13 protein-coding genes and 1 pseudogene are annotated in these 14,695 nt (G+C 40.1%); 9 read left to right on the top strand and 5 right to left on the bottom strand.

What is annotated here, in order from left to right; all coding sequences use genetic code 11:
* Positions 1-146: 146 nt before the first annotated feature.
* Positions 147-278 (top strand): hypothetical protein, encoded by a 132-nt coding sequence (locus ACGTJS_RS02180; RefSeq protein WP_410472677.1) that lies wholly within the window; start codon positions 147-149, stop codon positions 276-278.
* Positions 279-341: 63 nt separating this feature from the next.
* A complete protein-coding gene (kdsA, locus tag ACGTJS_RS02175; RefSeq protein WP_410472676.1) occupies positions 342-1,202 on the top strand; it encodes a 3-deoxy-8-phosphooctulonate synthase in 861 nt (286 codons plus the stop codon).
* 73 nt (positions 1,203-1,275) lie between these two features.
* Here the strand turns inward: kdsA and ACGTJS_RS02170 are convergent, their stop codons facing one another.
* Positions 1,276-1,959: a tRNA-(ms[2]io[6]A)-hydroxylase gene (locus ACGTJS_RS02170; protein WP_315040803.1), complete on the bottom strand. Its 684-nt coding sequence runs from the start codon at positions 1,957-1,959 to the stop codon at positions 1,276-1,278.
* Positions 1,960-2,197: 238 nt separating this feature from the next.
* On the opposite strand from ACGTJS_RS02170, the gene ACGTJS_RS02165 reads away from it, so the two are divergent.
* From ACGTJS_RS02165 to fkpB, 5 genes are all read left to right on the top strand, one after another.
* Complete coding sequence (locus tag ACGTJS_RS02165) at positions 2,198-4,363, top strand: malate synthase G (RefSeq protein WP_410472675.1); 2,166 nt, start codon at positions 2,198-2,200, stop codon at positions 4,361-4,363.
* Positions 4,364-4,820: 457 nt separating this feature from the next.
* A complete protein-coding gene (locus ACGTJS_RS02160; RefSeq protein WP_410472674.1) occupies positions 4,821-5,786 on the top strand; it encodes a porin in 966 nt (321 codons plus the stop codon).
* A gap of 325 nt (positions 5,787-6,111) precedes the next feature.
* Positions 6,112-6,252, top strand: a complete 141-nt coding sequence (locus ACGTJS_RS02155; RefSeq protein ID WP_315040797.1) for a helix-turn-helix domain-containing protein — start codon at positions 6,112-6,114, stop codon at positions 6,250-6,252.
* A gap of 18 nt (positions 6,253-6,270) precedes the next feature.
* Positions 6,271-7,149, top strand: coding sequence for an RNA-guided endonuclease InsQ/TnpB family protein (locus ACGTJS_RS02150; RefSeq protein WP_410473210.1), 879 nt, complete (start codon positions 6,271-6,273; stop codon positions 7,147-7,149).
* 163 nt (positions 7,150-7,312) lie between these two features.
* Entirely contained in the window at positions 7,313-7,816 is a 504-nt protein-coding gene (gene fkpB / locus ACGTJS_RS02145) for an FKBP-type peptidyl-prolyl cis-trans isomerase (protein WP_410472673.1), read from the top strand.
* Positions 7,817-7,896: 80 nt separating this feature from the next.
* On the opposite strand, the gene ACGTJS_RS02140 is transcribed toward fkpB, so the two are convergent.
* The 3 genes from ACGTJS_RS02140 to ACGTJS_RS02130 all read right to left on the bottom strand — a co-directional run bounded on the left by ACGTJS_RS02140 (position 7,897) and on the right by ACGTJS_RS02130 (position 11,424).
* Positions 7,897-10,143, bottom strand: a complete 2,247-nt coding sequence (locus tag ACGTJS_RS02140) for a heavy metal translocating P-type ATPase (protein ID WP_410472672.1) — start codon at positions 10,141-10,143, stop codon at positions 7,897-7,899.
* Positions 10,144-10,255: 112 nt separating this feature from the next.
* The gene (locus ACGTJS_RS02135; protein ID WP_315040793.1) at positions 10,256-10,468 is read right to left on the bottom strand and encodes a heavy-metal-associated domain-containing protein; all 213 of its coding nucleotides are present in this window, start codon (positions 10,466-10,468) and stop codon (positions 10,256-10,258) included.
* Positions 10,469-10,716: 248 nt separating this feature from the next.
* Entirely contained in the window at positions 10,717-11,424 is a 708-nt protein-coding gene (locus tag ACGTJS_RS02130; RefSeq protein ID WP_315040790.1) for a DUF305 domain-containing protein, read from the bottom strand.
* A 150-nt stretch (positions 11,425-11,574) separates the two neighbouring features.
* Between ACGTJS_RS02130 and cueR the strand changes: the two genes are divergently transcribed.
* Positions 11,575-11,964, top strand: a complete 390-nt coding sequence (gene cueR, locus ACGTJS_RS02125; RefSeq protein ID WP_410472671.1) for a Cu(I)-responsive transcriptional regulator — start codon at positions 11,575-11,577, stop codon at positions 11,962-11,964.
* 13 nt (positions 11,965-11,977) lie between these two features.
* Here the strand turns inward: cueR and ACGTJS_RS02120 are convergent, their stop codons facing one another.
* On the bottom strand, positions 11,978-12,445 hold the full coding sequence (locus tag ACGTJS_RS02120; RefSeq protein WP_315040787.1) for a DUF441 domain-containing protein: 468 nt from the start codon (positions 12,443-12,445) through the stop codon (positions 11,978-11,980).
* 456 nt (positions 12,446-12,901) lie between these two features.
* Between ACGTJS_RS02120 and msrAB the strand changes: the two are divergent.
* A pseudogene (gene msrAB, locus ACGTJS_RS02115) lies at positions 12,902-14,608 on the top strand (bifunctional peptide-methionine (S)-S-oxide reductase MsrA/peptide-methionine (R)-S-oxide reductase MsrB).
* Positions 14,609-14,695 lie beyond the last annotated feature (87 nt).

The raw sequence follows: 14,695 nt of genomic DNA, 5'->3' as shown, positions 1-14,695 counted from the left end.
CTTAAGCATTTCAGCAACAAGCAATCAAGATGTCTATATACATGGCAGTCTAAGCTCCGAATTTTTGGGTAAAGATATTTTATCAAGAACAAATCGTACAAAATGGCTTTAAACTTTTAGCGATTGATGTAAATTGTTTTGAGACTTTGCACAACTTGCCCTTTCATCATGGCGACCCATTTGACCGCACAATAATTGCTCAAGCTATGGTTGAAAAAATGCCTATCGTTACTTGTGATGGTATATTTCAAAGCTACAATGTAACGTGTTTATGGTAAGTTGAAACTGACAATAACGATACAAATATACTTAACATCTAAAATCTATTCAAAGGATAAAAAATGACCCAACTTACCCAAGCCCAATCAACCATTCAACTAGGCGACATCACCATTGCCAATGACCAACCATTCGTATTATTTGGCGGTATGAACGTGCTAGAAAGTCGAGATTTGGCATTTGAAATTGCCGAAAGTTATATTGAAATTTGTAAAAAACTTAACATCGGTTACGTTTTTAAAGCAAGTTTTGACAAAGCCAACCGCTCAAGCCTACATTCATTTCGTGGTTTTGGCATGGAAAAAGGTTTAGAATGGCTTGCTGACATCAAAAAAACGCTGAACGTACCGATTATCACAGACGTACACGAACCGTACCAAGCCGAACCCGTCGCCGAAGTTGTCGACATTATTCAACTACCTGCATTTTTAAGCCGTCAGACTGATTTGGTTGAAGCGATGGCAAAAACAGGGGCGATTATCAATGTCAAGAAAGCCCAATTTTTAGCCCCACACGAGATGAAACACATTATCAACAAATGCCTAGAAGCTGGCAGTGATAAAGTGATTTTGTGCGAACGTGGTTCAGCATTCGGCTATAATAATTTGGTCGTGGATATGCTTGGTTTTGACACCATGAAAAAAATGAACGTGCCTGTATTTTTTGACGTAACGCACAGTTTGCAAACACCGGGCGGACGTGCTGACAGTGCGGGCGGTCGCCGTGAGCAGATTACTACCTTAGCTCGTGCGGGTATGGCGACAGGATTGGCAGGGTTATTTTTGGAAGCTCACCCAAATCCTGATGTGGCAAAATGCGATGGGCCTTGTGCCTTGCGTTTAAGCCAACTTGCCCCTTTTTTGGCACAGTTAAAACAACTTGATGACTTGGTAAAAGGCTTTGCGGTGCTAGATACGCATTAAAGCTAAGGTGTTGTGTATTGATAAAAAAAAAGGATTGTTAAACAATCCTTTTTTATCTAAAATTTTAAAAATATCACTTCCAATCTGGCACGCCACTATGAAAACGCAATTCTTTATCAGGTGAACGTATCAACTCGCCTTCCACTTGGCGAAAAAATGCCACACGTTCATCAATCGGTTCTTTAGATAAGCTTTGTGCTAAATGTAAATAATCTTCAAAATGACGGCTTTCCGATTTTAACAAATAACGGTAATACCGAGCCAATTTTTCATCATCTATCACTTTTGACAATGCCGAAAACCGCTCACACGAACGAGCTTCAATAAACGCTCCGATAATTAACACGTCTATCATAGCTTGTGGTTCGTAGGTGCGTTTGTGCTTTAACAAACCGCTTGCGTAACGCCCAGCAGGTAGATGTTCCCATTGTTGTCCACGTTCCGCCATGATTTCTAGCACTTGTTCGTAATGGAGCATTTCTTCACGAATCAGTTGCGAAATTTTACGTTGTAGTTCGTCATGTTCTTGCGATTGATAGCGAAAGATTAAATTCATCGCTGTGCCACCTGCTTTTTTTTCGCAGTTGGCGTGGTCTTGAATGATGATGGGTAGGTTTTTGACGGCTTCATCTAGCCATTTTTGTGGGGTTTCGCCGTCCAAAAATGCCAAAATATGGCTGATATCAACGCTTTTTGGTTGGTGAATACTGTTGTCATTGTCAAGGTCTTCTTGGGTTTTTAATGCCAGTTCGCTCATAAAATGCCTTATTGGATTAATGATTTTAATGTTAATTATAACAGATTTTAACGAAGTTAGGCTTGAGATTGAATTGTATTAAGTATTATCATGATACTTGCTTTTTTTATCATTTGTTTCTTTGATATTTATTAACTAAATACTTTATATTTCTTTATTTTTTTATTTTATAGCGTTATAATCAAAATCGAAGTATTTTTTTTATCATTTGAACAACGTTTCACAACAAGGAGCAACCATGTCAGACCGTATCCAAAAAGGCAGTCTAGCCATTGACCAACAATTATACAACTTTATCCAAAACGAAGTCTTGCCAGAAGTTGGCGTAGATAGCGAACAATATTGGCAAAATTTTGAAAAAATCGTCAAAGAATTTCAACCACGCAACAAAGCCTTATTGGCAAAACGTGATAAAATCCAAACAAAAATTGATAATTGGCACAAAGAAAACCCTGCCAAAAACGGTATTTTTGACAAAGCCAAATACACCCAATTTTTAAAAGATATCGGCTATATCGTGCCTGAAGGTGATGATTTCTTGATTGAAACCCAAAACGTTGATGACGAAATCGCCACCATCGCAGGTGCTCAGCTCGTTGTACCTGTGCGTAATGCTCGCTATGCATTAAACGCTGCCAACGCTCGTTGGGGTAGTCTGTACGATGCGTTATACGGCACGGACGTGATTGACGAAACGAACGGGGCGGAAAAAGGCAAAGGCTACAACCCTGTGCGTGGGGCAGAAGTTGTGAAATATGCCAAAAATTTCCTTGATAACAACTTTGCCCTAGCCGATGGCAAATATGCTGACGTCACTGGTTTTAAAGTTGAAAATGGTAAATTAATCATTGCTCAAGGTGACAAAACCACTGCTTTGGCAAATCCAGAAAAATTTGCAGGGTTTGTCGGTGAAGCGTCAAATCCGAAAGGTATTTTGTTAAAAAACAATGGCTTACACCTTGAAATCCAAATTGACCCAACCAACCCAATCGGTAAAGACGACCCAGCAGGCATCAAAGATGTATTGATGGAATCAGCCGTTACTACCATCCAAGACTGCGAAGACTCGGTCGCCGCCGTTGATGCGGAAGAAAAAACCGAAGTGTATCGCAACTGGTTTGGCTTGATGAAAGGCGATTTACAAGATACTTTTGAAAAAAATGGCAAACAATTAACCCGTCGCATGAACCCTGACCGTGAATACACCACACCAGACGGTGGCAAAATTACGCTACATGGTCGCTCCGTTATGTTATTGCGTAACGTTGGACATTTGATGACCAACCCTGCGATTTTGGTAGATGGCGAAGAGATTTATGAAGGCATTATGGACGCTTTGATTACGCCATTATGCAGTTTGCCTGATTTGTTAAATAAAAATACCTTAAAAAATTCTCGCACAGGCTCAATGTATATTGTGAAACCAAAAATGCACGGACCTGAAGAAGTCGCCTTTACCGTTGATTTGTTCACAGCAGTTGAACAAGCGTTAAACTTACCAAAAAACACCCTAAAAGTGGGTATTATGGACGAAGAACGCCGTACCACCGTGAACTTAAAAGAATGTATCCGCCAAGCCAAAGAGCGTACTATCTTTATCAACACAGGCTTTATGGACAGAACTGGCGACGAAATGCACACCAGTATGAAAGCAGGGGCATTCGTGCGTAAAAATGACATGAAAAATACTGACTGGTTAAACGCTTATGAGCGTTGGAACGTGGATATCGGTGTTAAATGCGGTCTGCGTGGCAAAGCCCAAATCGGCAAAGGTATGTGGGCAAAACCTGACAACATGAAAGAAATGGTCGCCACCAAATCCAACCACCCAAAATCAGGTGCGACCTGTGCGTGGGTACCATCGCCAACAGGGGCGACCTTGCACGCCATGCACTATCATGAAACCAACGTGATGGACGTATTAGACCAAATCAAAGACCGTGAATCTGCCAAACTTGATGATATTTTGTCAATCCCATTGGCAAGTGATACTAACTGGTCTGATGAGGAAAAAACCAAAGAACTTGAAAACAACATTCAAGGGATTTTAGGCTATGTCGCTCGCTGGGTAGACCAAGGTGTCGGCTGTTCAAAAGTGCTAGACATTGACAACGTACCATTGATGGAAGACCGTGCGACTTTGCGTATCTCAAGCCAACACGTCGCCAACTGGTTAGAGCATGGTGTGGTAACGGCTGAACAGGTCGATGACGTGCTAAAACGCATGGCAAAAATGGTTGATGAACAAAGCCAAGACGACCCACTCTATATCCCAATGGCGAACGATTACAATACCTATGCGTACAACGCTGCTCGTGATTTAATCTTTAAAGGAACGGTACAACCAAGCGGTTACACTGAGCCATTATTGCATAAAGCACGTTTGGACTTAAAGGCGAAATAAGCAAAGCAAAATAAGCAACGTAAAAAAATAAGGTTCGTAGGGTGGGTTAGCCGTTTTTTTGGGCGTAACCCACCTTTTTTTGGTTTATTTTGATTGAAAAAAACATAAAAATCCGCCCACCAATCAAGAATCGTTCGTGATATCCATGATATCTTTAATGATTTTACAAAAAAAGCAAAAAAAACGCAAAAAAGTATTGCAAAATATTTCAAAGTTGGTATTCTATTACCTAAGGTAACATTTAGGTAAAAATTCTTGTTATTTTGTAACAGTGAAATTTTGTAAAAAATATGATGTTTCTAACTTGATTTTTACCAAAATGTTGTTATACTGTTATTGTCAGTTAATCATATTATCATTCTAGTTAGATTTGGTTAATAGAGCAATAATTTATAGATAGGGTAAGCTTTGGCTACCCATTCCTAAAAAATGTTTTTTGTTAAAGTGGAGAATTCCCATGAAAAAATTACTTTTAGCTACAGCTATACCTGCTCTATCAGTATCTGCTGCACACGCAGCACCTCAAGTTTACGGTAAAGCGTTCTTAACTCTTGATTATGTGGATGCAGATAATAATAATGAATCTACATCATTAAATTCTAACTCTTCTCGTATCGGTGTTAAAGGTGCAGAGCGTTTGACTGCAAACACTGATTTGGTTTACCAATTAGAATATCGCGTTGATATTGATTCTGATAAACAACGCAACTTTGAATCTCGTGATACTTACCTAGGTTTATCAAACAAACAGTACGGTACAGTATTGGCAGGTCGTCTATCAACAATTGATGGTATGGTTGATTATGCTAACGTAGCATCAGGTGGTGTTGTTGGTGGTGATGGTATTTTATCTACTTTTGATGCACCTCGTGCTAGTAATGCAATTGCCTATGTATCACCAAATTATAATGGTGTAAATTTCTTAGGTATGTATGGTCTTGATAGCGACCAAGATTCAGGTGTTAATAGCTCAACTGTTGATGCTGTTAATGCTGAAAGCAAATGGGGTCTAGGTGTTCAATATGAACCAGCTAACCAACCATTCCGTGCGGGTGCAACCTACATCCAAGCAGGTGATGTAAAGATTGCTCGTGTAAGTGGTGCCTATGATATCAATTCAGCATTGACTGTTGGTGCATTATATCAGAATACTGATTTGAAGCAAGCAAAGAAAGAAAACACTTTCACTGCAAGTGCTCAAATGAAAACAGCGACACCTTGGAGCGTATATGGTCAATTTGACCTACAACAAAATGTTAAGGGTGCAAAAGACGCTGACAATCAACGTATCATAGCAGGTGGTAAGTACGCATTTAACCAAGCGACTACAGGTCATGTATATGCAGGTTACATTAACCATGACAGTGGCAGTAAGGATACTAAAGAATATGGCGTTGGTGCTGGTTTAGAATACAACTTCTAATCAATCCCATACTTAAAAACCAAAAAACCCATGTCCTTGCGATGTGGGTTTTTTTATCGTGATGGTACCATACACCTAAAAAGCATTGATTTAATGATAGATGTGATAAAAATCTATGAAAGGGTAAATTTTAAGAAAAAATAAGAGTTAAAAACTAGTACTTGAAAACCTATCTAAAACCATTAAAATAATGTAAAATAGATAGGTTTTTTAATCATGTACAAACCCAAAGAATTTGCCAAAAAATCATACATAGCTTTAGCAATCGGCTATAAGGACTTAGAAAATATAAAAAACAAGTCAAACAAATGGTAAAAGAAACCCAATGATTAAAGGTCATGTTATCCAACTTAAACCGAATGACAAACAAGCCACCTATTTTGCAAAGGCTTGTGGTGTTGCACGACTTGCCTATAATTGGGCGTTAGGACAATGGCAAAACCAATATGAACAAGACAAAAAATAATGCAGTCCACAAGAAGCCATCATTCAACTGAGTAAAGCATTTGACAACTTTTTTAAAAGCAAAGCAAGTTATCCACAATTTAGAAAAAAAGGCGTAAATGATAGATTTAGTCTAACCAACGACCAATTTAGAATTGATGGCAAACGCATTAAAATTCCTAATTTAGGTTGGGTTAAAATGTGTGAAAAACTGCGACACACAGGCAAAATCCTATCCGCTAAAATCTTTAAACAAGGCGGTAAATGGTTTGTATCGGTTGCCGTTGAATTACAAGACATCATCAAACCACAACCCAAAACAGGCAAACAAGTTGGCATAGACTTAGGCATAACCGACCTTGCCACCTTGTCAAATGGTGAAAAGTCAAATGGTGAAAAAATCCAAGTACCAAAACCATTAAAACGCTATCTAAACAAACTTAAAAAAGCAAGCAAATGCTTATCAAGAAAACAAAAAGGCTCTAAAAACCGTGAAAAGGCGAAAACCAAGCTATCACGGTTACACTTTAAAATCAGTTGTATTCGCAAGGATTTTACTCACAAATTAACATCAAATTTGGTAAAACGATTTGACACCATTTGTATTGAAAACTTAAACGTTAAAGGCATGGCAAAGAATAGAAAACTTAGCCGTGCAATAAGTGATTTAGGTTTTTATGAACTTAAACGACAACTGATTTACAAAGCCAATATTCATAATAAAACTGTAAAAGAATTGGATAGATTTTATCCATCAAGTAAAACTTGCTCAAATTGTGGCTTTATCATGGATAAAGCAGATTTCACTTTAGCGGTAAGAAATTGGATATGTCCTAGTTGTCATTCCCATCATGGCCGTGATGTGAATGCCAGTATCAATATTTTAAATCAAGCGGATAAGGCTTTAACTTTATCTTAATTTCAATCATTGGTGGGTAGGTTCTATCCCCAATTAAAAACGCCTATGGAGTTGATGTAAGTCCAAGTTCAAATGAATAAGGCAAACAACGCTGAAGTAGGAATTAAACGCTAGATTTGCCTTATAGGTAGGTTTAGATAGGTTTTAAGGAACAGGAACAAACATGACCCAGAACCCCCAAACCCCCATTATCAATCCCAACGAACAAACCCGTATCGCACAAGGTAGCCAAGTCGCCCTGCACTTTGAAGTCAGCCTAGAAAATGGCACAGTCATAGACAGCACCTTTGAGCGACCAGAACCCGTCAGCCTAACCATTGGCGATGGCAGTCTGCTAGAAGGCTTTGAAAAAGTGTTGATGAATCTGACCGCAGGCGATACACGCACCGCCCATCTATCGCCAGATGAAGCCTTTGGACAATGGAATGAAAACAACGTCCAACGTTTTACAAAAACCGACTTTGCCATGACAAACGAGCCAGAAGTCGGCATGATGATAGAGTTTGAAGACAAAAGCAAAACGACATTGGTCGGCGTGGTGAGTGAAGTGAATGATGATACGATAGCTGTTGATTTTAATCACCCATTGGCAGGGCAAAATGTCTTATTTAAAGTGCAAATCTTTAAAGTAATCCCAAAAGATAGCCAAGCGGTAAAATTTGGTTAAAACGTTCTTAAAATGTCTTGTTGTAGCGTGGGTTAGTCATAGCGTAACCCACTATTTTAACTGACTTAAAGTTTAAATCTTTAAGGTTTAAACCGTGTCAAACGTAACGCATTGAGCAATACCGAAATAGAGCTTAATGCCATCGCACCAGCCGCTATCATCGGATTTAAAAATCCAAACATTGCAAGCGGAATACCCAAACAGTTATAAAAAAATGCAAAAAACAAATTTTGTTTGATATTGCGTAAGGTGGCGTTGGCGATTTTGATAGCATGATTGACATGAATCAAAGACGTACCGACCAAGCGAGCAGACGCACTGTGTTTGGCGATGTCTGTGCCTTGCTCCACCGCAAAACTTGCTATTGCAGTCGCCATCGCTGGGGCATCGTTCACACCATCGCCGACCATTGCAACTTTTGCCCCTTTTTGTTGTAAGTCCATGATATTATTGGCTTTATCTCGTGGGGATTGTTCGCCGTAGGCTTCGTTGGCGTGGACGGCTTTGCCGATATAATCCACAACCGACTGCTTGTCGCCACTCATAATCATCACTTTTAAGCCGTCATGTTGCAGTTTTGCGATGGTTTCGGCACTGTCCGATTTGAGGGCATCTGCCAACGCAAATCCCGCAATTGGCACATCATCAACGCTGACACCGACTTGGCTTGCGATATGCCAAATGCTTTTTTCATCATTAACAATATCATTTGGCAATTTCATATTGGTAAAAGCGAACGAGCCGACTTTGACAAGGCTGTCATTTTCACCATCAAAGCTGACAACTGCTTGTATGCCTTGCCCTGCAATGGTTTTTAACGATTTTAATGGGATAAAATTTAAGGTTTTATTTTTGGTTTTGGCAAGTTTTTCGGCAACGTTTACCAAAGTGGTAGCAAGTGGGTGATTGGCATGGCGTTCTACACTGGCGACAAGGGTCAAAATATCATCAAATTTTAAACCGTTGTCCATCAGATAATGGGCGACCATTTTGGGCTTGCCTTCGGTGAGCGTGCCTGTTTTGTCAAGGACAACGGTGTCAATTTTGCCCGCTGATTCTAGGGCTTTGGCATCTTTGAACCAAATGCCATGCCGAGCCGACACGCCCATGCCAGCCATAATCGCCGCAGGTGTGGCAAGCCCCATTGCACAAGGGCAAGCAATCACCAGTACCGACACCGCACGCATTAACGCAGTTTCAAAGGCTGTGCCATATACGGCGGTGGAATCAATGCCATGCTGTTGCACAAGGTCAAATCCGCCAAAATACCAAAAATTACCCAAAAAAGTCAGTATCGCTAGCATGACGACCAACGGCACAAAAACTCCTGCTACCTTGTCGGCAATGCGTGCGATATCCGCTTTGCTTCCTTGTGCATCATTCAAGGCTTGAATCATATCGCCCAGCCGAGTTTGTTCGCCTGTGGCGGTTACTTTGTACTCAAAACTGCCGTCCGACACCATCGCCCCTGCCAGTACTCGGCTGTTTTTGGCTTTGGCAAGTGGCACGGACTCACCTGTTAAATGACTTTCATCGCACCAACCCTTACCTGCAATGACAATGCCATCGGTCGCAATGCGAGAACCTGCCTTGCCAAGCAAAATATCATCAATTTGTACATTGCTTAAGGCTTTGGCTTGCCAATTGTTGTCACTATCTTTGGCTTGCACTTCGGTCGGTGTCAAATCTAGCAACAGATTAATGCTGTTTAAACTGTGTTTTTTGGTGCGATGTTCCAAAAATTTGCCAAGTTTTACAAACGCAATCACCATCACGCTGGCTTCAAAATAAACGCCATGCGGATTGTGCAAATGATACCAAACATAAGTGGAATACGCCCAAATCGTGAGTGTACTTAACACGACAAGCACGTCCATATTGGCAAGACCGCCACGAATACTGGCAAACGCACTTTTGTAAAATGGCAACGCAAAGCCAAACTGCACAACAGTCGCCAACGCAAACTGCAACCAAACAGCTGGCATCAAATCATGCCGACCCAACATCATACCGCCCATACCCACCAAAAACGGCAACAAACACAACCAAACGCCCCACAACTGCCATTGGCGTAGAGGGCTTTCGTTGGTTTCGGTGTTGTCGGTGGGGTTTAGCGAAGCGTGATAGCCTGTTTTTTCAATCCAATCAATGAGTTGCTGGCTGTTTGTCTGACTTTCATCAAAGCGAATTAACGCCGTTTCATTGGCAAAATTCACATCGGCTTGATAAATGGCAGGCTTTTTGCTTAACACTTTTTCAATGCGATTGGCACAGGCTTGGCAGGTCATGCCGTCAATTTTTAGGGTAAGGGATTGGGCGTTGTTCATGGTTTGTTGGCTTATGTTTGGATTTGATAGATTGATAAAAATTTTGTATCAAAAAGTCAAATTATAGCAAAAAATTTACCAATCTTTTACATGATTTTACAATTTAATTCAACTATTTGATATCGTAACCAGAGTCTTCAATCGCTTCTTTTAACGCAGTTTCGCTTGTTACACCATCATCAAATTGAATGACGGCTTGAGATTGTTCTAAACTGACTTCGCAATTTTGCACGCCAGCGACTTGGTTTACCGCATTGGTAACGCTTTTAACACAGCCACCGCAAGTCATGCCGTCAATGTTCAATGTTAAAGTTTGGGTTGTCATGATAGACTCCTTTTTTTGATAAAAAGTGAATGTGTAAGAACCTGTATTCATAACATTACGCGGTAACATTTTACAAGTTTTAAAAGTAGATATTTATTTACTTTTGCATGAAAAATGGCTAAATCTTCTGGCTCGATGTCAAAAACTCGCCTGATAGAATGACTATTAGTCTGCGTTTTTTCATTGAAAAGCTGGCGATTTATCGTATTTTTCATTGCAAAAACGTTATGAATACAGATTCTAAAAAATTATTTGCTTTGTTTGGCAAGCCAATCTTGCATTTGTTTGATTTCTGGGGTTTGGGCTTGTTTAATTTGTTTGGCAAGATTAAGCATTTGTTGATTTTTGCCATATTTTTCTTCCACATCTGCCATGTCAATTGCCCCTTGATGATGGGGAATCATACCTTTGGCAAATGCCACATCAGGATTGCTATCCATCACGCCTTGCATCATCGCATCGTGATTGTTACCGTTTTTGGCTTGATAGACTTGGATAATTTCATCAGCATTGTCCGCTTTTGGCTCTGTCGTTTCATTTTTTGTTAGCCATTCATTCATAAAGGTGATTTCACCTTGTTGGGTATCAATAATTTTTTGGGCAAGGGCTTTCATTTCGGTATCTTTGCCATATTGCAGTTCAATTTCTGCCATCTCAATTGCCCCTTGATGGTGCGGTATCATGCCTTTGGCAAAACCGACATCGGCATTTTTTGCTTGCACGCCATTTGCCATGTCATCGTGCATTTTTGTCATCATGTCCATATACGCCATGACGTGAGCAGGTTGGCTGGTAGAACTTACACTTGCTGTTATGTCGTGGTTCATACCTTTATGTTGGGTTGCGACACTGGCGTTGGTAGGGCTTTGTTGGGTCCTTGTTTGGCTGTTGTTTTGATTGCACGCTGTTAAACCAAAAACAGCGAATAAACTCATGACAAAAACAGATTTTTTCATACAAATTCTCCGAACTATGTATCTTGTTGAAATGTATAATAAAGTGATTTTCAACTTGACTTTATGAATGTGTATGCTTAATATAAACCTTAACCTTATGTGAAGGTCAAGGCAAAATTTAAAAAATTACAAAACATTACAAATAAAAAGATGAACATCAGCCAAATCGCCAAACAAACCCATCTTTCCGCCAAACAAATCCGAGATTACGAAAGTATCGGCTTGTTAAACTCTGTCAATCGTTCATCATCTGGCTATCGTGTCTATGATGACAGCCATGTCAAACGCTTGCAGTTTATTCATCAAGCTCGGCAAATGGATTTTTCGCTTGCCGAAATCGCTCAGTTACTAGCCTTACAAGACGACCCCAATCGTTGTAGCCGTGATGTCAAAACTTTGACCGCCAAACATATCACACAGCTTGACCAACAGATTGAGAATTTGCAAAAAATGCGAAAAACCTTGCAAGTTTGGCATGATAATTGTCGTGGTGATGACAATGCCGATTGTCATATTTTGCAAAAATTAACTGAGCATTAAATTTGTTAAAAAACTATTTTGTCCCTGTATAAAACAATGACAAAATCCCCGCCGCAATCAAAGGACCAACAGGCACGCCACGCAAAAACGCCACGCCAATCACCGTCCCAATCAAAAGCCCCGCCACCACCGTTGGGTCAGCACTCATCAATTTGACCCCACGACCGCCAAGCCAAGCGACCAACACACCCACCAAAATCGCCAACAGTGACTGCCAACTGGTAAACGATTTTAATAACGTTTCGCTACCGATTTTGCCTGACGCAATCGGTGTCAAAACGGCAATGGTTAATAACAAAATGCCCCAGTTTAAACCATATTTTTCCAAATACGGCAAAAACGGCTGAGCGACAGGCAACGATGCCAAAATAATTAATAACGCACAGGCAATAATGATGGTGGTATTTTGGCTAATCACGCCACAGATAAGCAAGACGAGTAGGGCGATAAGGTTGGGATTTAGGGTGCTAATATTTAACATAAAATCTTTTAAAAATAAAAGTTTAAAACAAAAATTGTATCACAAAATTAATCTTATCAAAAACAAAAAAAACCAATCAGATGATTGGTTTTTTAAAGGCTTTGCAATGAATGGAGAAAAGTCAATGAACAGATTAACGCACAATATCCACACTGCCATCGCTAAGCGTTCTCACTACTTTTTGATGGGTTATGTTGTCTTCTACAATGACTGTTTATGCAGGATAAATTCTTTAACTTTATCAAAGGTAATGCTATAATAGACTTGATAGGATACTCACAAAATTACCAACAATGTTATTATTCAATTCTTCTTAAGAATCTGGCTATTTATCTTGTTTTTCATGGTAAAAACGTTATGAATGCAGGTTTTTGTGTTTTTTGTATAATTCAGTTTCTATTATATTTGTACTTGTATTCTTTTTTATTTCTTTAACTATAGCTGGAGTGATTATTTATGCAAAACCGTTTTATCAAAAATTCGTTAATTGTCTCTATTTCTGCTATTATAACCATGTTTGGCTTTGTTGGTTGTCAAAAAATGAATGCCAAAGAGTTCGCTCAACATCAAACTAATCTAGGCGAAAAACAAAATCAATCTGTTTTACCATCAGACACGCTTGCCACTTTGCAAGGTTTTACTCAAATCAACCCAAACCTTGCTAAAACAGGTAAGACGGTGATTGACCCGAACAAACCAACAATCGTCAAATTTTGGGCAAGTTGGTGTCCGCTGTGTTTAGCCACGCTTAAAGAAAGCAACGACTGGGCAAAACAATACCCCAATATGAATGTGATTAGCGTGGTTAGCCCCAATCAATTAAGCGAGAAAAACGCCCAAGATTTTGCCAAATGGTATCAAGTGGTTGCCAAAGATTATCCCAATTTACCTGTTTTAATGGATAACGATGGCAAATTGATTCAACAATTTGGCATTCAAGTGTATCCAAGTTTTGCGATTTTGGATAAACAAGGCAATTTGCTCAAATTGGTCAAAGGCAATTTAACTAAAGAGCAAATGCAAGCCTTAGCCGACAATGCGGGTAATGACTTTGCCGAACTCAAAGCCATGAATGAACATGGCGGACAAGCAAATAATGAAAATAAACCCACCGTCCAAGCGTTAAAACCAATAAAAAACAACGGCGTGTATTATCAAGCCGACGGCAAAACGCCGATTAACACCCGCACCATTTATTTGGCAGGGGGTTGTTTTTGGGGACTTGAAGCCTATATGGAACGGGTCGATGGCGTGGTCGATGCGATATCGGGCTATGCCAATGGCACAACTGCCAACCCAAGCTATGAAGACGTGATTCACGGCTCAGGTCATGCCGAAACGGTCAAAGTCACTTATGATGCCGATAAAACCAATCTTGCCACGATTTTAGCCTACTATGTGCGAGTGATTGACCCCACAAGCGTCAATAAACAAGGCAACGATAGGGGTGAGCAATACCGCACAGGCATTTATTACAGTGACCCAAATGACAAAGCTGTGGTCGATAAAACATTAGCCGACTTAGCCAAAAAATACCCACAAAAAATCGTGGTAGAAAACAAACCACTTGCCAATTTTTATGAAGCAGAAAATTATCATCAAGATTATCTGAGTAAAAACCCCAACGGCTACTGTCATATTGACATTAGTCTTGCCAACGACAAAATCCCTGTGGTGAAAAATTTCACGTCCGCCAACAGCGTAAGCCAAGCGTTAAACCCAGCCCGCTACCAAAACTATGACAAAAATTTGCAAAAACGCCTAAGCAAAGCCCAATATGATATCACTCAAAATGCCGACACGGAGCGAGCCTTTAGCCATGAATACGACCATTTATTCGCAAAAGGCTTGTATGTCGATGTGGTGAGTGGCGAGCCGTTATTTTTATCAAGCGATAAATACGATTCAGGCTGTGGCTAGCCAAGTTTTACCAAGCCGATTAGCCCCGATGTAATTAAAACATCGAGCGACACCAGTTTTAACATGGTACGTACAGAAGTGCGTTCTCGGGTGGCAAATTCGCACTTGGGTCACGTCTTTGATGATGGTCCAAAAGACAAAGGCGGACTTCGCTATTGTATCAATGGCGATGCGTTGCAGTTTATTCCGCTTGCTAATATGGAATCGGCGGGCTATGGGGCATTGGTTAGCCTGATTAAATAAATTTAGTTTAGTGAAATAACTAACTTTAAAATAGACCTCGGTTAGGCATAAAAACCCACCAATAACGATTGATGGGTTTTTATTTGG

This window comes from Faucicola mancuniensis, assembly GCF_046523945.1.
GTDB lineage: Bacteria > Pseudomonadota > Gammaproteobacteria > Pseudomonadales > Moraxellaceae > Faucicola > Faucicola mancuniensis.
This window is presented reverse-complemented; position numbering and strand designations above follow the sequence as displayed.